Consider the following 20,457-nt stretch of genomic DNA (forward strand, 5'->3'; position numbering starts at 1 on the left):
ACCTCAGGAGGCGCGGGCCGCCGTGGTGCCCACCGCGGTCCGGGACGCGCGTTCCACCAGCGAGACGCCGTCCTTCATGGTCTTGTTGCCGTCCGACAGGACCGCGACGAGGTAGTGGTGTCCGCCCGCGGTGATCCGGCCGACGCTGTTGACGTCCCACAGGTCGGTCGTGTCGCGCTGCAGCCAGCCGTTCTTCAGGGCCGGCCCGGAGCCGCCGGCCGCCGACACGCCCCAGGACTGGTCGTCGGCGACCTGGCCCATCAGCGTGCGGACGTAGGCACGGGACGCGGTGCCGAGCGCCGGCGCGGAGCCGGTCGTGGCGGCCTGCCCGGTGTCGAACACCGCGCGCAGCAGCCGTATCTGGTCGGCGGACGTGGTCCGGGTCAGACCCCACTTGCCGCCGGGGCCGCCCTGGGTCTCGGTCAGCCCCAGCCGCTTGTTCGCCGCCTTGAGGCCCGGCGCGAGACCGATGCGCCGCCACAGGGTGTTCGCCGCCGCGTTGTCGCTGTGCTCGATCATCTTCTTCGTCTGCGCGCGCTCCTGGGCGGTCAGGACGCGCCCCGAGTCCTGCGCCTTGAGCAGCAGCGCGGCGAGGATGTCGACCTTGACGATGCTGGCCGTGTCATAGGGGGTGTCCTCGCCGAACACGGCGGGCGTGTGGCCCGGGCGGTCCAGGTCCAGGACCGCGGCGGTCACCCGCGCCTTGCCGTGCGCCCCGACCGACGCGGGGAAGTCCGCCGGGCCGGCGGCGGCCGGGGCCGCCGAGGCGGCGGAGGGCAGCAGCGTCGCCGCGGCGGCCGCGAGCGCGCCGCAGAGGGCCGCGCGCTTGCCCGGGCGGGGGAGCAGGAGGGTTCGGAACGGCATGGTGGCAGGCCTCGGCGGTGCGGGGGACAGGGACACGGACTTGCGAACGTAGCCAGAACCCCCGGCCCGCGTAGTGACCGCTGCCACGAAAAGGCCCCTTCAGGGCGATTTGTGAGCAGAGCAACAGATTCCGATGGGCGCAGAATGAGACCAGGGAGGCGTCACAGGTCCGGGAGGCGTCATGAGCACATCAGGCGAGTCCAGGGTGTCCGGGCTCGAGGTCCGGTCCATCGACTACGTGCCCCTGAGCGAGCGGCACGGCAGGCTCTGGCACCTGGGCCCGCTGTGGTTCATGTCCAACGCGCAGATCGCCACCCTGGCGGTGGGGCTGATCAGCATCACGGAGGGCGGCAACCTGCTCTGGTCGCTGCTGGCCATCGTCGCCGGCACCGTCATCGGCACCTTCTTCATGGCCTTCCACTCGGCCCAGGGCCCCCAGCTCGGCCTGCCGCAGATGATCCAGTCCCGGCCCCAGTTCGGCTACGTCGGCGCCCTGCTGGTGTGGCTCTTCGCCTACGTCCAGTACGCCGGGTTCAACGTCTTCAACAGCATCCTCGCCGCCGACGCGCTGCACACCACGCTGCACGGAGGCGTCAGGTTCTGGGTGGTCGTGGTCACCGCGATCGCGCTCGTCATCGCCCTGGTGGGCTACGACATCATCCACAAGGCCGAACGCTTCCTGACCTACACCTTCCTGGTCGTCTTCGGCGTCTTCACCGTCGGGGTCCTGGTCAACCTGCACTACCCGGCGGGCTCCTTCGACGTCGGCGGCTTCCGGTGGACCCCGTTCCTCGCCCAGTTCGGCGTGGTCGCCGGCTACCAGATCAGCTGGGCCATCTACGTCTCGGACTACTCGCGCTACCTGCCGCCGGACGTGACGGTCCGCAAGACCTTCTACTGGACCTACTTCGGCTCCGCGCTCGGCGGCATCTGGCTGATGGTGCTCGGCACCCTGCTGGCCGCCTGGGCCGGCAAGGACTTCGAGACGATCCGGTCCATCAACGCCGCCGGCGACAAGGTGTTCGACGGGTTCGGCGCGATCGTGCTGCTCTTCGCCTCCCTGGGCCTGATCTCCGTCACCGCACTGAACATGTACGGCGGCTCGCTGACCCTCATCAGCGGCATGGACTCCTTCCGGCGGGTGCGGCCGACCCTGCGCGTACGGCTGCTGACCATCGGGCTGACCGCGGCGCTCTCGCTGGTCGGCGCGCTCGCCGCGACCGCCCACTTCCTGGAGAACTTCAACGACTTCCTGCTGCTGGTGCTCTACCTGTTCATCCCGTGGACCGCTGTGAACCTCATGGACTACTACGTCGTGCGCCGCGGTCACTACGCCATCGCCGAGATCTTCAACCCGCGCGGCATCTACGGCCGCTGGGGGTGGCACGGCATCATCGCCTACCTGGTCGGCTTCGCCGTCATGGTCCCGTTCTTCTCCGTCGGGAAGCTCTTCGTCGGTCCCGCCGCCGAGGCGCTCGGCGGAGCCGACATCTCGCTGTTCGTGGGGCTGCCGGTCTCCGCGCTCCTGTACTGGTGGCTGACGCGCTCCGTGGACGTGGAGGCCGAGACGCGCATCGCCGAGGCCGAGGCGGAGGCCCTGGAGCAGGCGGCGCACGAACACCGCGAACCCTGAGCGTCGGCACCGCGCGGCGCCGGGGTGGCCTGCGGTGGTTAATTACCTGCGCGACGCAGGGGAATCGGGATATGTTTCTGCGTGGCGCAACCGATGTGCCGCGCAGTGTTCGCTGCGCGCCGTCCCGCGCCACCCCGAACCCCGACTCTCCTCGGAGGAGCCCCCATGCTCACCATCGCCGTCACCGGTGCGACCGGCGCCCAGGGCGGAGCCACCGCCCGCGCACTGCTCGCAGCCGGCCACCGCGTCCGCGCCCTCACCCGCGACCCGGCCGCACCGGCGGCCGCGGCCCTGGGCCGGCTCGGCGCCGACGTCCGCCGCGCCGACTTCGACGACCGCCCCTCCCTGGACGCGGCCCTCGCGGGCGCCGACTCCCTCTTCGCGGTGACCACCCCGTTCGGCACGGACACCGCGACCGAGGTGCGCCAGGGCAGGAACCTGCTCGACGCGGCGGCGGACGCCCGTCTCGGGCACGTCGTGCTCACCTCCGCGGCGCACGCCGACCGCCGCACGGGTATACCGCACTACGACAGCAAGGCCGAGATCGAGCGGCACCTGGCGACGACGGGCATTCCCTGGACGGTCGTCGCCCCGGCGGCCTTCATGGACAACTTCACCACCGGCTGGACGCTGGAGGGCCTGCGCGAGAACACCTTCGCCTGGCCCATGCCCGGGGACCGCCCCCTCACCCTCATCCCCGCCGAGGACATCGGCGCCTTCGCGGCCCTGGCCCTGGTCTGCCGCGCCGAGTTCACCGGCCGCCGGATCGACATCGCCTCGGACGAACTCACCGCCGTCGGGATCGCCGAAGTGCTGGCCGGCGTCACCGGCCTGCCGGTCGGACACCACGAGGTGCCCCTCGCCCAGGTCCGCACCCACTCGCACGACCTCGCGGCGATGTTCGGGTACTTCGGCACCACCGGCCTCGACGTCGACGTCAGCGCCCTGCGCCGCGCCCACCCCGAGGTCGGCTGGCACACCTTCGCCGGCTGGGCCGCCGCCCAGGACTGGCCCGGCCTGCTCGCCGCACCCGCCCACGCCTCATGAGCGCTGCCGCACCGCGCGGCGCGACTCTCACTCCTCGTGGACCGGCATCCAGTGGTGCTCGCAGAACCAGCGGCCGAACAGCGCGCCCCCGTACACGACGAAGCCCACCCCGATCAGCCAGGACTCGACCACCAGCACCGTCCCGACCGCCCCGTAGTTCAGCGCGTTGGTGACGATGAGCGGGGTGAAGACGAGGTACGAGAAGGCGCGCAGCCCGGCCAGGCCGGCGACGGTGGCGATCGCGCCCGGCAGCAGACGGCGCCAGTTGACCTGGCCGCCCAGCAGGAAACGCTGGCCCCACCAGAAGAACAGCACCCCGCTCAGCACCGACACCACGATCCGCGCCGTCCCGTGCAGCGCCGGCCGGGTCTGGACCTCCTGATAGAGGTAGCCGGTCAGCACCACGAGCCAGGTCGCCTGCCGCCAGACCCGGTGCCAGGGGCCGGCCGCGAGACCCCAGACGCGTTCGTAGCCGTTCTGCACACTGCCGGCGAACGACACCCCGAACACGGCCAGCAGCACCAGGCTGAGCAGGCTGGTGGTGCCGATGACCTTGCGCGGTGGACTGATGATCCCGGTGAGCGCGTCGGCGGACTGGCCGGACAGGCCCATGCCGTCGGTGAGCCAGGACGCGAAACCGCCCCGCACCAGCGGATCTCCGGCCGCGACCACGATCAGCAGCGGAGCGAGCGTCACCAGGGCCAGTGTGGCGAACCCCATCGCCCGGTGCATCAGTTCCAGATCCCGCCCGCGCCGGAACAGCACGCGCACACCGAGCCACTCCCACGCGCGGTGGAGGCCGCGCCGCCACTGCCTCACGGGTCCCTCCCGTGCTCGCCGCACCCGGGCTCGTCACCGACGGCCGTACGTCGCCCCCCGGAGCGGGCGGGCACCGGTCGAGCCCCTGGTGCCATGATCCGACGAAAGGAGCCGCTCCGCTCGGTCCCCTCCGGAGGGCGGCACGCTCAGCTCCGGCTGCCGGGTCCCCGTCACCGGAGGGAGTACACCGGGCGAACGGCGCCGGGAGCCATGGCCCCAGAGCCGTTCCGCGGGCATCGTCACCCGGGCGTCTCCCGCACCGTGGTGGTCACGCGTACGAGGGAGGGCCGGGGCGGGGTGGAGCCGAAACCGAAGCGCACGGGCGGAGCGACGGGTCGGAGGGCGCCCAGGTTCCGGCCCTCGAACGAGGCCGTCGCCGAGGTGAGGGCGTGCAGATCACGCGCTCCGTACCACTCGCGCCGGCCCCCGCCCGCGCTCCCGCGCGTGCGTACGCCCATCAGCAGCCGGGCGAGCGGATCCGTCACGGCGGTCCAGGCCGGCGACGCGGCCAGCGCACCCGGGACGGCCCTCAGCAGCAGCCCCGTCGCTCCGCGCCGCCCCACGGTGAAGCACAGCCGCAGCAGCGACTCCGCCTCCACGGTCCAGGAGCGGTCGCCCGTGTGCACGCTCACCGGCACGACCCGTACCTCGTCGAAGGCGTACGTGCCGGCGATGAACCGCGCCGTGCGCGGGGTGGGGGCCATGAGCAGCCGGTGGCCGTCGGCCCGTTCGAGCATCACGTCGCTGAACGGGCCGAAGGGCGTGCGGACCCAGTGCCCCACCACCAGGCGGGTGCCGGAGGACGTTCCGACCCCCGCGATCCAGCCGTCGAAGCGCAGCGGAGCGGGCCGGGCCCGGTTCCGGGCGCGGCCGCTCGCCGGCGCGGGCCGTTCGGGGGGCGGCGTCATGGGACGGACCGCCCTGGCGGCTGCTAGACCGTCCCGCTCTCGGCGATCGTGACCTTGGCGCTCGGCGTGCCGCTGCGGCTGCCCAGCCCCTCGATGCGCTTCACCAGGTCCTGGCCCTCGACGACCTCGCCGAAGACGACATGCTTGCCGTCGAGCCAGTCGGTGACGATCGTGGTGACGAAGAACTGCGAACCGTTGGTGTTCCGGCCCGCGTTCGCCATGCTCAGCAGGTACGGACGGTCGTGCTTGAGGTTGAAGTTCTCGTCCTCGAACTTCTCGCCGTAGATGCTCTTGCCGCCGGTGCCGTTGCCCCGGGTGAAGTCGCCGCCCTGGAGCATGAACTGCGGGATGATGCGGTGGAAAGAGGAACCGGCGTAACCGAAGCCGTTCTGGCCGGTGGCCAGCTCGCGGAAGTTCCTGGCGGTCTTGGGGACCACGTCGTCGAACAGCTTGAAGACGATCCGGCCGGCCGGCTCGTCGTTGATCGTGATGTCGAAGTACACGTTGTCACTCATGGCGATCAACCTACCGTCGAGCGGCGTCCCGGCGCGCGGAAGGGTCTGCCTGGACGCCCGGTGTCGTAGCCGGCGGCCGAGGCGACCCGGACTGCCGGCACCCTGCCAAACCCTACCGGAAGTCTCGCGGTGACATGATCGGCCCCAGGCGGCGCGCATGGGGTACCGGGGGAGAGGCGCCCGTCGCGGCCGAGGGCCGGACCTGGGACGAGCCGCAGAAGGCCTCACGGACGCCTCGATGCCTCCCAGCGACCGGCTGGGAAGCGGCCCAGGGGAGTGCCCGGACGGACTACTGCGGGCGTGGGCCTGTGCCGCACTGGCACGGATGCAGTGCGACACAGGCGTCCGGGGCCCCGCGGGGCCAGTGCGCTTCGAGGACTGGCTGACCCGCACCCCGTGGCCGCCCCGCCACGCCCGATCCGGGCACCTGCGCCTGATCCAGGGCGGCAGGAAACCCTCACCTCTTCTCGAGGCGGCGACTCGCCCGGTTCGAGGCCGAAGCCCGCGATCGAGGCGTCACAAGATCGACCAGCCAGTTCCCACCGGATCTCACGCCTGGGCGCGCGATGGGCGGGAACGCGATCAATTCCAGATCGTCCGGTGGTGCGGAGGCCACGGACCCTGACCCGGCCCCACGGGCCATGCCGGCCATGCAGTGCTCGGGCCGCCGGCGGACGGGTCCTGCGTGCCCGGGACCACGGACGGTGCCGACGGTGCAGTGCTCGGGTCACCGGCGGACGGATTCCCCGTGCCCGGGGCCACGGGCGGTGTCGACGGCGCAGTGCTCGGGCCGCCACCGGACTGGTTCCCCGTACCCGAAGCCTGCGCGCCACCGCCGGCCCACAGCTCGTCGACACGCGCACGCTCGGTGGCGTTCGGGTTGCGGTTGGTGCAGGACGGGCCGGGTCCGCCGCCCGACATCAGCTCACTGCACGGCCCGCTGTAGTCGTCCGGCAGGCCCAAGACGTGCCCGGTCTCGTGGGTGACGACGCGAATCGCGTCGTACTGCTGGACCTGGGTGTAGTCGAGGAAGATCTGGCCGCTTCCGTGGCCGTCGGTGGAGGCGTGGGACCCGCGGGAGTCGTTGCCCTCGGAGTAGGAGAAGTCGGCGCTGCTCGAACCGCTCGAGGCCTCCTCGAGCTTGACGTTGGACTCGGAGCTGTTCCAGATCTCGGCCGCGCTCGATATCTGCGAACGGAAGCTCGGCGCCTTGGAGACGTCGTAGTGGAGCGTCACCGCCTGCCCGCTCGGCTGGGCGGCGCCCTTCTCGGCGACCGACTTGAGTACGGCCTCGAAGAACGCCTTGTTGTTCGCAGCCTCCTCAGCCGACCCGGTGTAACCCGCCACGGAGGTATCGGCGGAATCGGAGGGGGTGGCGGTCGGCTGGGCGCTCGCCGGCGCTGCCACAGCCAGCGCGCTGGAGGACAGACCCAGGCCGAGAGCGAAGGCGAGGAACATCGGGGACAGTCGGGACGACTTCATGTGGGGGGCTCCTACTTACTCGGTGACGCCGAGCGCCACAGCGCGCGGTCGACTCGGCGTGAACACCGGTTCCGAACTGCAGCGACGTCCTGTGGGGCGACATTCTTAGAACGGCTCGACAGGCACGCAATGGGTCCTACTACTACGTCGCTTCGTAGATCTCAGGACCTCGCCAGGGCCGTGCGCGGGCCTCCGGTCCCCACGCAGCGACAGGAGAGAAATCTGTCGCAGCGTCAGAAGCCCTACGGTGGGGGGCAATAGGCGCGCCGGTCGGTCGGACGGAATTCCGACACACACCGCAGGATTCACATCCAGGTCAAGACGGACAAACACTCAGATGTACGCCATGGCGCATCTACTAAGTACACAGGGCAATTCGCTGAGCATTGTGACCGACGTCACGAAATAATTGACCTTCCGCGCCTTTTGCGCCCAACAGTGGGGTCTGGATGGTGGGCCCAGGCTGCCGCCGGCCACATGAGCGAGGCGTGTGAAGGACCAGGTTCGGCGCCCGCGGCCGGATCTCGCGCAGCGCATGGAACGCGAGGTCGCCGACCGCCGGCAGCCGCAGGTCCGCGCGCGGGCGCGACGGACCGCGGCCACCAGCACCGGCATCGTCGTCGACACCCGCGCGCGGTTCGGCTACCCGGCCGCGCCCGGGTCCACCGACGACGCCCGGCTGCGCCACCTCGCCCTGGCGCCTGCCTCCGCAGCAGGCCGCCCGCCTCTTCGAGGCGCGGAGGCGGGGGCAGGCGAGGACCGGCTGCGGCAGATCACCGCGGAGGCCCTGGGCGAGGACTACTTCCGCGGCAGCGGCCGCCGCGCCCACGGCCTGGAGGTGGAGTTCACCGACCTGCGGCACGTGGAGTTCGACCTGTAGCCCTGGCCCCTCGCCCCCGTGCGCCGGAGCCTCAGGGGTACGAGACCACCGTGGACGGCGTCGTGGACGTGCCCGAGGTCGGGGCCCCCGTCTCGTTGATCACGTGCTCGTACTGCCCGTTGCCGCCGAGCGAGACCACCAGCAGGTCGTGGAACTTCACGCCCGGCCGGTTCGGCGCGGAGAAGCCGTGGTGCTGGACGATGCCCGGATCGACGTTGTAGTAGCAGTAGCTGCCCAGGCCCCAGCCCTCGTGCGCGGTGACGTGGTCGCCGACCTTGTAGGCCGCGTAGCCCTTGACGGAGCCGTTCTGGATCGCCGCCTGGTTCGGGGCGTCGTACGCCTTCTCGTTCTGGAAGAAGATCGTGCGGCCCCGCTGGCCGTTCCACTGCACGTCGTACTTGTTGAAGTGCTCCACGAAGAGCCCGGTGCAGAGCACGTCGTCGCCGTTGACCACCACGCCGTAGTCGGCGCGGTTGGTCTCCCAGCCGACGCCGGTGCCGTGGTCGGCGCGCCACACCCAGGTGTGGTCGACGATGGTGTGCCGGTTGTTGACCACGATGCTGGTGGTGGCCTTGCCGGCGCCCGCGCCACCGATGCGCACGAAGACGTCCTGCACCGTGGTCGGGTTGGCCGAGTGGTCCTTGGCGGCGCCCGCCGGGCCGATCTCCAGCAGCGTCCGGGAGGTGACCGGCCCGGCGTCGATCAGGAACCCGGCGAGCCGGACGCCGTCGACGTCGGCGACCTTCAGGGCCGTGGTCCCGTTGTCGGGCACGAGAGTGGCGTAACCGAGGCCGAGGACCACGGTGTTGGGGCGGTCGACCTGGATCGGCCGGTCCAGGTGGTAGACGCCGGGTGTGAGCAGCAGGTGCAGACCCTGGGCGAGCGCCTGGTTGAGGGTGGCCGCGCTGACGCCCGGCTTGGCGACGTAGAACCGCGACAGCGGCAGGGACGTGCCCCTCGGCGTGCCGTTGCCCCAGGTCACCCCGCGGGCGTTGGTCCGCTTCTCCGGCAGGAAGACCCGGAACTCGGCTCCGCTGACGTACAGGAACGGCTTCTCCCGGGAGACCGGGGTGGTGTCCAGCGTGGTGTACACCGGGTTCGGGAAGCCCTGTGCCGGGGCGCCCTGGACGCCGGAGAACACCATGTTCCAGACGCCGTTGAGCCAGCTGCCGATGACGCTGTCGCGGGTGTACCACTGCTGCTGCGAGTAGGGCCCGACCTGGCCGTCGATCCGGCAGTCGGCGATGTAGCCGCCGCTCGCCCAGCCGTAGCCGGACGGCGCCAGGTCCAGTCCGCCCCGCACGTGCATCCGGCGGAACGGCGCCGCCTGGGCGACCGCCCACCGGTTGGTGCCGTTGGCGGGTACCAGGGCGAGGTTCTCGGCCGAACGCCAGAAGTTCTGCGTGGCGTTGCCGTCGAACCAGCCCGCGTCGACCGTCACGTCACCGTTGATGGTCGTGTCGTCGGGGGACAGGCCCAGGCCCGCGATGGAGGTGTAGAAGCCGATCTGAGCGTTCAGGCCGTGGTACGTGCCGGGCTTGAACAGCAGCGCGTAGCGGCCGGTGCCGAACTGGGCCGACTCCTGCTTCGCGAAGACCTCGTCCAGTTCGGCCTGGATGCCGGGCGTCGCCGGGTCGAAGACGAGCACGTTCGGACCGAGGTCGCCGCCACCGCGGAGGGCGCGCGGGGACCGGCGGCGCCCGGTCGCGGCGCCGGCCGGGGCGGCCGCGCCGGCCAGCACCGGCACGGCCGCGGCCGCGGCGCCGAGCACGGTCCGGCGGCCGACCGAGGGCGAGGAGGGGGAAGTGGGGGAGGAGGGGGGCATGCGCGGCTCTCCTGGTTCAGGAAATGAACGATGCGGGGCGTGGGAGCGCTCTCTCGACGTTGGATGCTTCATTGGCGTGAACGATGCGTCAAGAGTTACGACGGGATTTCTGCGCAAGGCCCCTGAGTGACCGTCACATTCCCACCCATGCCTTCGAGAAGTGAGCGAAAGAGCATCGCTGATCCTTTGGTCGATTCCCTTGACACCTCCCGTCGCCGCCCCAACACTCCAGCGGTGGGAGAGCGCTCTCCCAGTCCGTACGACAGCCCCCACCTCCCTCCGAGGAGCCCGTATGTCACGGAGATCGAAGATCCTGTCGGGCGCGCTCGTCACCTCCGCCCTGCTGCTGACCCCGCTCGGACTCGGCGGGGTCGCCGCGTCCTCCACGCCGTCCGCGGCCGTCACGCACACCGGCCACACCATGGCGCTGTCCACCGCCTCCTCACCCGAGGACCCCGACGGCGACGGCTACATCCCCGCGAACCCCCCGGTCACCGGCGTCACCCCGTCGGCGCAGAACCCCCCGCACCGCTACTTCCACGAGTTCCAGGCCAACTGCTCGGTCAGCCACACCAGGCCGGACGACCCGATCGTCTATCCGCAGCAGCCCGGCAAGTCCCACGACCACACGTTCCTGGGCAACACCACCACGAACGCGAGCAGTACGACCGCGACGCTGAGCGCGGGCGGCACCGCCTGCAAGGCCCCGGGCGACCTCTCCGGCTACTGGATGCCCACCCTCTACAACGGGGACAGGCCGGTCCTGCCGACCGGACCGCAGGTCATCTACTACAAGGCCGGCGTCACCGACTACACCAGCGTCCGGCCCTTCCCCAAGGGGCTGCGGTTCGTCGTCGGCAGCCCCACGCAGAGCGCCGACGAGTTCCGCCACCACCCCGGCTTCGTCGAGGGCTGGGAGTGCGGAGACAGCTTCTTCAACACCGAATTCCCGGCGAGCTGCCCCTCCCGGCCCGACGTCCAGCTCAACATCCGCTTCCAGGCCCCGAGTTGCTGGGACGGCCGGTACCTGGACACCCCCGACCACAAGAGCCACATGGCCTACCCGGTGGTGAAGCCCGGCACCAACGACAACGTCTGCCCCGCCGACCACCCGGTGGCGCTGCCGATGATCGAGTTCAAGATGGCGTTCCCGGTCAACGGCGACATGTCGAAGGTGCGGCTGGCCAGCGGACCCGGCCACAGCTTCCACTACGACTTCTTCAACGCCTGGGACGACCGCACGCTCAAGGCGCTGGTCGACCACTGCGTCGTCGGCGGACTCCAGTGCGACGCACGCGGCTACGACGAGACGCACCCGGAAGCGGGCGCGGCCCTCGGCGCCGACTACCGCCTCCCCTGACCCCCTCACCGACCGGAAGACCCCACACCATGACCCCACCACCCCGCACCCGCGCGCGCCGCCTCGCCGCGCCCCTCACCGCCGGCGTGCTGACCCTCGGCGCCCTCACCGCACTCCCCGCCGCGCAGGCCCGCGCGGCCGGCGGCGTCGTCGAGGTGACCGGAGCCCAGGGCGACTGGCAGTTGACCGTCGACGGCAAGCCGTACCAGGTCAAGGGCCTGACCTGGGGCCCGTCCATCGCCGACGCCGACAGGTACATGCCCGACCTGAAGTCCATGGGCGTCAACACCATCCGCACCTGGGGCACCGACGCCTCCAGCAAGCCGCTGTTCGACTCCGCCGCCGCGCACGGCCTCAAGGTCATCGCCGGGTTCTGGCTCCAGCCCGGCGGCGGACCGGGCAGCGGCGGCTGCGTGAACTACGTGACCGACACCGCCTACAGGACCCGGATGCTGGACGAGTTCCCCAAGTGGGTCCAGACCTACAAGGACAACCCCGGCGTCCTCATGTGGGACGTCGGCAACGAGTCGGTGCTCGGCCTGCAGAACTGCTACAGCGGAACCGAGCTGGAACGCCAGCGCGACGCCTACACCTCCTTCGTCAACGACGTGGCGAAGCGGATCCACGCCGTCGACCCCGGCCACCCGGTGACCTCCACCGACGCCTGGGTCGGCGCCTGGCCGTACTTCAAGAGGAACGCACCCGACCTCGACCTGTACGCCGTCAACTCCTACAACGCGGTCTGCGACGTCAGGTCCGCCTGGGAGCAGGGCGGTTACACCAAGCCCTACATCATCACCGAGACCGGTCCGGCCGGTGAGTGGGAGGTGCCCGACGACGCCAACGGCGTGCCCCAGGAGCCGGGAGACCGCGCCAAGGCCGACGGATACACGCGGGCCTGGAGCTGCGTCACCGGGCACCGGGGAGTCGCCCTCGGCGCCACGATGTTCCACTACGGCACCGAGTACGACTTCGGCGGCATCTGGTTCAACCTCCTGCCCGCCGGCCAGAGACGGCTGTCGTACTACGCGGTCAAGAGGGCCTACGGCGGCGACACCTCCCGTGACGACACGCCGCCGGTGATCTCCGACCTGACCGTCGAGGGAGACGCCGGCCGGGTGCAGGCGGGCCGGGACCTGACCCTCGCCGTCCGGGCCGCCGACCCGGACGGGGACGCGCTCTCCTACGAGGTCCTGGACAACAGCATGTACATCGACCAGAGCAAGGACCTCACCCCGCTGCCCTTCACCGATCTCGGCGGCGGCCGCCTCAGGGTCACCGCGCCCGACCGGCCCGGCGTCTGGAAGGTGTACGTCAAGGTGACCGACGGCCACGGCAACGTCGGCGTCGAGACCAGGTCCGTCCGGGTCGTCCCGCCCGCCCCGAGCGGCACGAACCTCGCGCTGGGCAAACCTGCCACCGCCTCCTCGTACCAGCCGGGTTACGGCGACTGCCCGTGCCCCGCCGCCGACGCCGTCGACGGGAACCAGAACACCCGCTGGGCGAGCGACTGGAGCGACCCGCAGTGGATCCAGGTCGACCTCGGCGCCCGCACGGCGTTCCGGCACGTCCAGTTGCTGTGAGAGGCCTCGTACGCGAAGGCGTACACCGTGCAGACCTCGGACGACGGGCGGACCTGGCGCACCGTGCGCACCGTGACGGACGGCAACGGCGGCGTGGACGACTTCGACGTCACCGGCACCGGCCGCTACGTGCGCGTCAACGGCACCGCGCGGGGCACCGGCTACGGCTACTCGCTGTACGAGTTCGGCGTCTACGGCTGACCCGGGCGGCCGGCGGAAGGGAGGGGTGAGGATGACCGACGGGGACGAACTCGACCGGCTGCTCGGCAAGCTGACCCTGCGGACCGCGGTCCGCCTGCTGACCGGCGCCACCACCTGGCGCACGGCGGCGGAAGCCTCCGTGGAACTGGGCCAGTTGGTGCTCTCGGACGGGCCGGCGGGGGTGCGCGGAGAGGGCTGGGACGAGCGCGACACCTCCGTCCTGCTGCCCTCGGCCACCGCGCTCGCCGCCACCTGGGACGAACCGCTGGTCGAGGAACTCGGCGGTCTCCTCGCCTCCGAGGCCCGGCGCAAGGGCGTGCACGTCGTCCTCGCCCCGAACCTCAATCTGCACCGCAGCCCCCTTGCCGGGCGGCACTTCGAGTGCTTCTCGGAGGACCCGCTGCTCACCGCCCGGACCGGGGCCGCCCTGATCCGGGGCATCCAGGCGCACGGAGTCGCCGCCACGGCCAAGCACTTCGTGGCGAACGACGCCGAGACCGACCGGCTGACCGCCGACGCCTCGATCGACGAGCGGACCCTGCGCGAGGTCCACCTCGCGCCGTTCGAGGCGGCGGTGGCGGCGGGCGTCCGGCTGGTGATGGCCGGGTACAACCGCGTGAACGGCACCACCATGACCGCGCACGCACTCCTGACCAGGCCCCTGAAGGCCGAGTGGGGGTTCGACGGCGTGGTCGTCTCCGACTGGGGCGCGGTACGCGGCACCCTGGACACCGCCCGGGCCGGTCTCGACCTCCAGATGCCCGGACCGGCGGGGGAGTGGGGCGAGTCGCTGGCGCGGGCCGTGGAAGCGGGCGAGGTCGCGGAGCGGGCCGTGACGGACAAGGTGCGCCGGCTGCTGGGGCTGGCCGCCTGGTGCGGCGTCATCGGCGGCCCGGACCGCCCGGCCCGGCCGCCGCTGCGGTCCCGGCAGGCGCGGGCCCTGGCCCGGCGGGCGGTCGCGGCCGGTTCCGTACTGCTGGCCAACCGGGGCGTCCTGCCGCTCGACCCCGGACACCTCGGCACGGTCGCCGTCGTCGGCGCCCCCGCGGCCCGCACCCGCACCCAGGGCGGCGGCAGCGCCGGTGTCTTCCCCCAGGACGAGGTGTCGCTGCTGGACGGCATCCGGGCCGGTCTGCGCGGCCGGGCCCGGGTCGTCCACGTACCCGGACCGGCGCCGGACGGCCCGCCCCCGCCGCTGGACATGACCCTCGCCGCCGACCCGCGCACCGCCGCCCCCGGTGTGCTGCTGCGCGTCCTGGACTCCTCCGGTACCGAGCTGTACGCGGGACACCGGCGCGGCGGTCGGCAGCTCGAGCCGCCGCTGCCACCGGGCGCGCACACCGTGGAGATCAGCGCGCGACTGCACCCCCGCACCTCCGACGCCTGGCGGATCGGCGTCGCCGGATTCGGCCGCCTCAGCCTGCACCTCGACGGAGACCCGCTGCTGGACGGCGAGTTCGCCGCCACGACCGACGACCCGGCCGTCCTCCACGTCAGTCCGCCCACCAGGGTCGTCACCGCGCGACTGACCCGCGGCACGACCCCGCTGCTGGTCGCCCGCCGCGAACTCGCCCCCGGCACCGGCCGGGCCACCGTCGTCGGCGCCGAACCCCCCGCACCACGCGCCGCCGAGGCCCTCGCGGCCGCGGCCCGGGCGGCCCGCGAGGCGGACGTGGCGGTGGTGGTGGTCGGCACCGGCGAGCAGCAGGAGTCCGAGGGACGCGACCGCTCGGACCTTGGGCTCGGCCCGGAGCAGGACGCCCTGGTCCGCGCGGTCGCCCGGGCCAACCCGCGCACGGTGGCCGTCGTCAACAGCGGCGGCCCGGTGGAACTGCCCTGGCGGGACGAGGTCGGCGCCCTGCTGCTCGCCTGGTTCCCCGGCCAGGAGGCCGGCGGCGGCCTGGCCGACGTACTGCTCGGCCGGACCGAACCCGGCGGTCGGCTGCCCACCACCTGGCCCGCGACGCTCACCGACGCCCCCGTCACCCGCACCCGGCCGGAAGCCGGCCGGATCTCCTACGACGAAGGCGTGCACGTCGGCCACCGCGGCTGGCTCCGCGCCCGGCGCACCCCCGCGTACTGGTTCGGGCACGGACTCGGCTACACCATCTGGGAGTACGAGCGGCTCTCGGGCCCCGAGCGGACCCCGGCCGGAGAGGATCTCACCGTACGGGTGCGGCTGCGGAACACCGGCACGCGCGCCGGCCGTGAGGTAGTGCAGATCTATCTCGCCCGCCCCGGCCCGAGCGCCGTCGGCCATCCGGAGAGATGGCTCGCCGGCTGGGCGGCGGTCCGGGCCCGGCCCGGCGAGAGCGCCGTCGCGCAGGTGCGGATCCCGGCACGTGCGCTGTGCCACTGGGACGTCCGCGCGGGCGCCTGGCGGACGGAGCCCGGACCCTGCCGGATCCTCGCGGGCCGCTCGGCGGGAGACCTGCCCCTGAGCCTGGAGGTGGACGTGCTCGACCGGCCCTGAGCACCGCGCGGGCCGGCGCGGAGAGCGCTCTATCCCCGTGCGCCGCCGGGCCGTTAGGGTGCGGGCATGAGCAGACAGGCCCCCACGCTGGAGGACGTCGCCCGGGAGGCCGGCGTCTCCCGCGCGACCGTTTCCCGGGTCGTCAACGGCGTGCGCAACGTGGACCCGGCGATCCAGGAGGTGGTCCGCCGGGCCATCGAACGGACCGGGTACGCGCCCAACCGGGCCGCCCGCTCCCTCGTCACCCGGCGGACCGAGACCGTGGCCCTGGTCGTGTCCGGCGCCGGGGAGACCTCAGGCGAGGCCCAGGCGGCCTTCGCGGCCCGGGTGTTCGCCGACCCCTTCTTCGGGCGGGTGGTCGCCGGGATCGTGGGCCGTCTGCGGCCGCGCTCGGTGCACCCCGTGCTGATGTTCGCCGAGTCCGCCGAGGCCCGCCAGGAGGTGCTGACCTATCTGCGGCAGGGCCGGGCCGACGGCGCGCTGGTCGTCTCCAGCCACGCGGACGACCCGCTGCCCGCCCTGCTGGCCGAGGCCCGGCTGCCCGCGGTGCTCTTCGCCCGCCCCTCCCGCCCGGTCCCGCTCAGCTATGTCGACCTGGCCCACCGGGACGGCGGCCGGCTCGCCGCGGAACACCTGCTCGCCCGCGGCCGCCGCAGACTGGCCACGATCTGCGGCCCGTTGGCCGTCGCCGCGAGCCAGGAGCGGCTGGCCGGCTTCCGCGACACCCTCGCCCGGCACGGCCACCCGTACGTGCCCGTCGCCGAGGGCGGCTTCACCCTGGACACCGGCATCGCGGCCATGACCGACCTGCTGGCCGAACACCCCTACCTGGACGGGGTGTTCGCGGCGAACGACCTGATGGCCCAGGGCGCCTGCCAGGTGCTGCGCGAACACGGCCGCCGGGTGCCCGAGGACGTCGCGGTGGTCGGCTTCGACGACTCCACCGTCGCCACCACCTGCCGGCCCCCGCTCACCACCGTCCGCCAGCCGGTGGAGGACATGGCGGCCGACATGGCCCGGCTGCTCGACGAGCACATCCACGGCGTCCGCACCGCTCCCACCTCGGTCGTCTTCGACCCGGAGCTGGTGGTCCGGGACTCGGCCTAGCAGCCGCCTTGCGCGGTCGCCGGGCGGCCGGTGCCTAAGGTGGAGTGTGATCAGTAGCGCCACAGAGCACCGCGGTCAGGACCGGCGGGCGGACCGGCGGCGGCCGGGTTACCTGGCCGCCGCGGCCGTCTTCGCCGTCGGGATGATGGGCACCACCCTGCCCACGCCGCTGTACGGGCTGTACCGGCAGCAGCTCGGCTTCTCCGAACTCGTCGTGACGGTGGTGTTCGCCGCCTACGCGGTCGGCGTCATCACCGCCCTGCTGGTCGCCGGAGGCTTTTCCGACGTGCTCGGGCGGCGGCCGATGCTGCTGGCGGCGCTGGGCCTGTCCGCGCTCAGCGCGGTGTGCTTCCTGACCGAGGGCGGACTGCCCCTGCTGTACACGGGCCGGGTGCTGTCGGGTTTCTCGGCCGGAGTGCTGAGCGGCACCGGCACGGCGGCCGTCCTCGAACTGGCCCCGCCGGGCAGGCACGCCAGGGCCGGGTTCGCGGCGACCGCGGCCAACATGGGCGGGCTGGGGCTCGGCCCGCTGATGTCCGGCGTCCTCGCCGAGTACGCGCCGCAGCCGCTGAAACTGCCGTTCGCCGTCCACCTCGCCCTGCTCGCGGTGGCCGCGGTGGTGGTCTGCCTGCTGCCCGAGACCGTGCGCCGCTCGCATCCGAGGGAGTCGCTGCGGCCGCAGGGGATGAGGGTGCCGCCGGAGGTGCGGGGGGTGTTCGCGCCCTGCGCCCTCGCCGCCTTCGCCGGGTTCTCCGTGCTCGGGCTGTTCACCGCGGTCGCCCCGGCCTTCCTCGACCAGACCCTGGGGGAGCACAACCTGGCGGTCGCCGGCGCCGTGGTGTTCTGCGTGTTCTGCGCCTCCACCGGCGGGCAGCTCCTCATGGGCCGGATCGGTGCGCGCCGGGCCCTGCCCTGGGGCTGCGCGGTGCTCGTCGCCGGACTCCTCCTCATCGCGCTCTCGCTGCTGCTGACGTCCTTCCCCGTGCTGCTCGCCGGCGCGCTGACCGGCGGCGCCGGACAGGGAATGGCGTTCCGCGCCGGCCTGAGCGAGGTCAGCTCGGCGGCGCCGGAGGCCCATCAGGGCGCCACCATCTCGGCGTTCTTCGTCGTCGCCTACGTGGGGATCTCGCTGCCGGTCGTCGGGGTGGGCGCCCTGACGTCGGCGCTGGGGCTGCGCGGCGCCGGGCTGGTGTTCGCGGGGTGCGCGGTGCTGCTCGTCGCGGCCGTGGGCGTGCGGGTGAGCCGCACCCTGGCGCGGGACTCCGAGCGGTGACGTGGACGCCCCGGACCTGGGCCGAACTTCTTGACGTCCACCGGCGTCGAAGGAGGGACACCCGAAGAGGCCGAGAGGCGACCCATGAACTCCGTACGCTCCACATCCCGCTCCCCGCTGCCGCGCCTCGCGTCGGTCGCGGGTCTGGTCTGCGCGGCCGTCGCCTGCCAGGCGCCCACCGTCTCCACCCGTCCGGCGCAGAGCATCGCCTGGCGGGAGCCGTCCGCCTACACGTACACCCTGCGCTCGACCGGCGGGGAGCGGGAGCTGATCGGCTCGTTCCGGGTGAGCGTGCGGGCGGGGAAGGTGGTGCGGGCGACCGGACTGGACGCGGAGAGCCGCGCCGTGGTCAGGCGCTCGCCCGCGATCGTGCCCACCATCGGCACACTGGTGCGGGAAGCGGAGCGGGCGCGGCGCGAGGGAGCGGACCGGGCCGACGCGCGGTACGCCTCAGCCGGCTACCCCCGCCTGATCACCGTGGACTGGTCGGCCGACGCCGTCGACGACGAAGTCCGGTACGAGATAAGCGACTACACGCCCGGCGGGCGAGGAGCCCGCGTCGGGTGAGCGCCGCTCGCCGGGTGTGCGCGTACGGGGGGGAGCCGGTCACCCGCGCGGGGTCAGGACTTCCTGGAGGAGAGCGCCGTAGCGCGTGACGAGTTCCTCGCGGTCGGTGCGGAGCAGGCCCTCGTCGCGGGCCACCCACAGGCCGTAGAGCAGACCCCCGGACATCGACGCGGCGAGCCGGGCGCGCAGGTCGGCGTCGGGGCCGCGCAGCCGGTCGCGCAGGGGCGCGATGAGCACCTTCTCGTGCGTCTCGCGCAGCCGGTCGAGGATCTGCGGTTCACCGCTGCCGTGCACCAGCGCCAGGAAGATCCCGCGGGCGGTGCCGTCGAGGTCGAGGAGGAGTTCGGCCAGCCGCTCCCCGAGCCGTTCCAGCGGTACGTCGAACAGGGGCGCGTCGTCGATCGCCAGGTGCATCGTCTCCAGGAACAGCATCTCCTTGCTCTTGAAGTGACGGATCACCAGGGCCGGGTCGGTCCCGGCGGCCGCGGCGATCCGGCGCACGGTGGTCCTGGCGAACCCCTGGTCCCGGAACAGCCGGGCGGCTGCCTCGTGGATGGCGTCACGGGTGGTGGAGCCGGAACCGGTCTGCAGCATGCGGCACAGCCTATGCGGGACTCCGCCCGGTTTACCGGGCTCTTCGCGACCGCCGCGCGAACAGGGCGTGAACCGGCCGCCGAGCGGCTGGAAGATCGGGTTACGTGAGCGTTTCAAGAAGTTCGGTCAACATTGTTGACTCGCCGCTGCGGCGCCCGCACATTACCTATCAGTAGAACCGCACGGTAATCCCGTGGCCGGTTCTGCGCGGCCGCGACGTGCGCTTTTTCGCCCGTACTCCGCCGGCCGGCACTCCCCACTTGCTCGAGCCGCCCCGTTCTCGCGAACCGGTCCGCGCGCACCGCTGTGCCCGCGTACTCCCCACGCGCCCCACGCGCTCCACGAGAAGAGAGAGCAGATGCACATGCCCGCTTTGCGCCATGTCATGACCACGACAGCGGCCGCCGCCGGTGCGCTGGCACTCGGCCTCACCGGAACCACCGCCCAGGCCGCCACGCCGCTGAACTACGCGGCCCTCGGCGACAGTTACAGCGCCGCCTCGGGCGTCCTCCCCGTCGACCTCTCCAGCCCGCTCTGTCTGCGCTCCACGGCGAACTACCCGCACGTCCTCGCGTCCCGCACCGGCGCCCGCCTGACCGACGTCACCTGCGGCGCCGCCCAGACCAAGGACTTCACCACGTCCCAGTACCCCGGCGTCGCCCCGCAGGTGAACGCCGTCGACGCGGACACCGACCTGGTGACCGTGACCATCGGCGGCAACGACAACGGCACCTTCATCAACGCCATCCTGGCCTGCGGCACCGCCGGCGTCCTCAGCGGCGGCCAGGGCAGCCCCTGCAAGGACAAGTACGGCTCCTCCTTCGACGACGCCATCGACGCGAACACCTACCCGGCCCTCAGGACGGCTCTCGGCAGCGTCCGCGCGAAGGCGCCGGGCGCCCGCGTGGCGGTGCTCGGCTACCCGTGGATCACGCCCGCCACCGCCGACCCGTCCTGCTTCGTCAGGCTGCCGATCGCCTCCGGCGACGTCCCCTACCTGCACGCCATGCAGGCCCATCTCAACGCCGTCGTCCGGCGCGCGGCCGAGGAGAGCGGGGCCACGTACGTGGACTTCGCGCAGGCGTCCACGGGCCACGACGCCTGCCAGGCCGTCGGCACCCGCTGGATCGAGCCGCTGCTGTTCGGGCAGAACATCGTCCCCGTGCACCCCAACGCCCTGGGAGAACGGCGCATGGCCGAGCGCACCATGAGCGTCCTCGGACTCGGCTGACCGAGCCGCCGGCCGGCCCGGCTTGCCTTCGAGCGGACTCCAACGGCCACACTGGGCACGACGGAATCCGCAACGGGGAACGAGGACGGGCGCAG

At 72.5% G+C, this 20,457-nt stretch carries 15 protein-coding genes and 2 pseudogenes; 10 read left to right on the forward strand and 7 right to left on the reverse strand.

What is annotated here, in order from left to right; translation table 11 throughout:
• Positions 1-3 precede the first annotated feature (3 nt).
• Entirely contained in the window at positions 4-864 is an 861-nt protein-coding gene (locus ACFYU0_RS06125; protein ID WP_389298158.1) for a serine hydrolase, read from the reverse strand.
• A 181-nt stretch (positions 865-1,045) separates the two neighbouring features.
• Between ACFYU0_RS06125 and ACFYU0_RS06130 the strand changes: the two genes are divergently transcribed.
• Both ACFYU0_RS06130 and ACFYU0_RS06135 read left to right on the forward strand, forming a co-directional pair.
• Positions 1,046-2,497 (forward strand): purine-cytosine permease family protein, encoded by a 1,452-nt coding sequence (locus tag ACFYU0_RS06130; protein WP_389298160.1) that lies wholly within the window; start codon positions 1,046-1,048, stop codon positions 2,495-2,497.
• 165 nt (positions 2,498-2,662) lie between these two features.
• Positions 2,663-3,544, forward strand: a complete 882-nt coding sequence (locus ACFYU0_RS06135) for an NmrA/HSCARG family protein (protein ID WP_389298162.1) — start codon at positions 2,663-2,665, stop codon at positions 3,542-3,544.
• 27 nt (positions 3,545-3,571) lie between these two features.
• On the opposite strand, the gene ACFYU0_RS06140 is transcribed toward ACFYU0_RS06135, so the two are convergent.
• The 4 genes and pseudogenes from ACFYU0_RS06140 to snpA all read right to left on the reverse strand — a co-directional run.
• Positions 3,572-4,363, reverse strand: coding sequence for a ribonuclease BN (locus tag ACFYU0_RS06140; RefSeq protein ID WP_389298164.1), 792 nt, complete (start codon positions 4,361-4,363; stop codon positions 3,572-3,574).
• A 239-nt stretch (positions 4,364-4,602) separates the two neighbouring features.
• Positions 4,603-5,271: a hypothetical protein gene (locus tag ACFYU0_RS06145; protein ID WP_389298166.1), complete on the reverse strand. Its 669-nt coding sequence runs from the start codon at positions 5,269-5,271 to the stop codon at positions 4,603-4,605.
• Positions 5,272-5,294: 23 nt separating this feature from the next.
• Positions 5,295-5,786 (reverse strand): peptidylprolyl isomerase, encoded by a 492-nt coding sequence (locus ACFYU0_RS06150; RefSeq protein WP_389298168.1) that lies wholly within the window; start codon positions 5,784-5,786, stop codon positions 5,295-5,297.
• Positions 5,787-6,617: 831 nt separating this feature from the next.
• Positions 6,618-7,268 (reverse strand): annotated as a pseudogene (gene snpA / locus ACFYU0_RS06155) (snapalysin); the annotation flags it as partial.
• A 490-nt stretch (positions 7,269-7,758) separates the two neighbouring features.
• Here snpA and tpg point away from each other — a divergent pair.
• Entirely contained in the window at positions 7,759-8,148 is a 390-nt protein-coding gene (gene tpg, locus ACFYU0_RS06160; protein WP_389298170.1) for a telomere-protecting terminal protein Tpg, read from the forward strand.
• A gap of 31 nt (positions 8,149-8,179) precedes the next feature.
• On the opposite strand, the gene ACFYU0_RS06165 is transcribed toward tpg, so the two are convergent.
• Positions 8,180-9,973: a coagulation factor 5/8 type domain-containing protein gene (locus tag ACFYU0_RS06165; protein WP_389298172.1), complete on the reverse strand. Its 1,794-nt coding sequence runs from the start codon at positions 9,971-9,973 to the stop codon at positions 8,180-8,182.
• Positions 9,974-10,265: 292 nt separating this feature from the next.
• Between ACFYU0_RS06165 and ACFYU0_RS06170 the strand changes: the two genes are divergently transcribed.
• The 6 genes and pseudogenes from ACFYU0_RS06170 (at position 10,266) to ACFYU0_RS06195 (ending at position 18,537) form a co-directional block, all read left to right on the forward strand.
• The gene (locus ACFYU0_RS06170; RefSeq protein WP_389298173.1) at positions 10,266-11,333 is read left to right on the forward strand and encodes a DUF1996 domain-containing protein; all 1,068 of its coding nucleotides are present in this window, start codon (positions 10,266-10,268) and stop codon (positions 11,331-11,333) included.
• Positions 11,334-11,362: 29 nt separating this feature from the next.
• A pseudogene (locus ACFYU0_RS06175) lies at positions 11,363-13,117 on the forward strand (discoidin domain-containing protein).
• 31 nt (positions 13,118-13,148) lie between these two features.
• A complete protein-coding gene (locus ACFYU0_RS06180) occupies positions 13,149-15,590 on the forward strand; it encodes a glycoside hydrolase family 3 C-terminal domain-containing protein (RefSeq protein WP_389298175.1) in 2,442 nt (813 codons plus the stop codon).
• Between the two features lie 66 nt (positions 15,591-15,656).
• Positions 15,657-16,697 carry a LacI family DNA-binding transcriptional regulator gene (locus ACFYU0_RS06185; protein WP_389298177.1) on the forward strand — a complete coding sequence of 347 codons (1,041 nt, stop codon included), beginning with the start codon at positions 15,657-15,659 and terminating at the stop codon, positions 16,695-16,697.
• 46 nt (positions 16,698-16,743) lie between these two features.
• Complete coding sequence (locus tag ACFYU0_RS06190) at positions 16,744-17,970, forward strand: MFS transporter (protein ID WP_389298179.1); 1,227 nt, start codon at positions 16,744-16,746, stop codon at positions 17,968-17,970.
• Positions 17,971-18,054: 84 nt separating this feature from the next.
• A complete protein-coding gene (locus tag ACFYU0_RS06195) occupies positions 18,055-18,537 on the forward strand; it encodes a DUF6174 domain-containing protein (RefSeq protein WP_389298181.1) in 483 nt (160 codons plus the stop codon).
• A 39-nt stretch (positions 18,538-18,576) separates the two neighbouring features.
• Here the strand turns inward: ACFYU0_RS06195 and ACFYU0_RS06200 are convergent, their stop codons facing one another.
• Positions 18,577-19,131, reverse strand: a complete 555-nt coding sequence (locus ACFYU0_RS06200; protein WP_351666390.1) for a TetR family transcriptional regulator — start codon at positions 19,129-19,131, stop codon at positions 18,577-18,579.
• 358 nt (positions 19,132-19,489) lie between these two features.
• Here ACFYU0_RS06200 and ACFYU0_RS06205 point away from each other — a divergent pair, with 358 nt between their 5' ends.
• Positions 19,490-20,362 (forward strand): SGNH/GDSL hydrolase family protein, encoded by an 873-nt coding sequence (locus ACFYU0_RS06205; protein WP_389298183.1) that lies wholly within the window; start codon positions 19,490-19,492, stop codon positions 20,360-20,362.
• Positions 20,363-20,457 lie beyond the last annotated feature (95 nt).

The organism is Streptomyces sp. NPDC003720, from assembly GCF_042875075.1.
Taxonomy (GTDB): domain Bacteria; phylum Actinomycetota; class Actinomycetes; order Streptomycetales; family Streptomycetaceae; genus Streptomyces.

Coding starts and splice junctions, on each gene's coding strand:
- ACFYU0_RS06125 (WP_389298158.1), bottom strand. CDS start 864: ATGCCGTTCCGAACCCTCCTGCTCCCCCGCCCGGGCAAGCGCGCGGCC.
- ACFYU0_RS06130 (WP_389298160.1), top strand. CDS start 1,046: ATGAGCACATCAGGCGAGTCCAGGGTGTCCGGGCTCGAGGTCCGGTCC.
- ACFYU0_RS06135 (WP_389298162.1), top strand. CDS start 2,663: ATGCTCACCATCGCCGTCACCGGTGCGACCGGCGCCCAGGGCGGAGCC.
- ACFYU0_RS06145 (WP_389298166.1), bottom strand. CDS start 5,271: ATGACGCCGCCCCCCGAACGGCCCGCGCCGGCGAGCGGCCGCGCCCGG.
- ACFYU0_RS06150 (WP_389298168.1), bottom strand. CDS start 5,786: ATGAGTGACAACGTGTACTTCGACATCACGATCAACGACGAGCCGGCC.
- ACFYU0_RS06165 (WP_389298172.1), bottom strand. CDS start 9,973: ATGCCCCCCTCCTCCCCCACTTCCCCCTCCTCGCCCTCGGTCGGCCGC.
- ACFYU0_RS06170 (WP_389298173.1), top strand. CDS start 10,266: ATGTCACGGAGATCGAAGATCCTGTCGGGCGCGCTCGTCACCTCCGCC.
- ACFYU0_RS06180 (WP_389298175.1), top strand. CDS start 13,149: ATGACCGACGGGGACGAACTCGACCGGCTGCTCGGCAAGCTGACCCTG.
- ACFYU0_RS06185 (WP_389298177.1), top strand. CDS start 15,657: ATGAGCAGACAGGCCCCCACGCTGGAGGACGTCGCCCGGGAGGCCGGC.
- ACFYU0_RS06195 (WP_389298181.1), top strand. CDS start 18,055: ATGAACTCCGTACGCTCCACATCCCGCTCCCCGCTGCCGCGCCTCGCG.
- ACFYU0_RS06200 (WP_351666390.1), bottom strand. CDS start 19,131: ATGCTGCAGACCGGTTCCGGCTCCACCACCCGTGACGCCATCCACGAG.
- ACFYU0_RS06205 (WP_389298183.1), top strand. CDS start 19,490: ATGCACATGCCCGCTTTGCGCCATGTCATGACCACGACAGCGGCCGCC.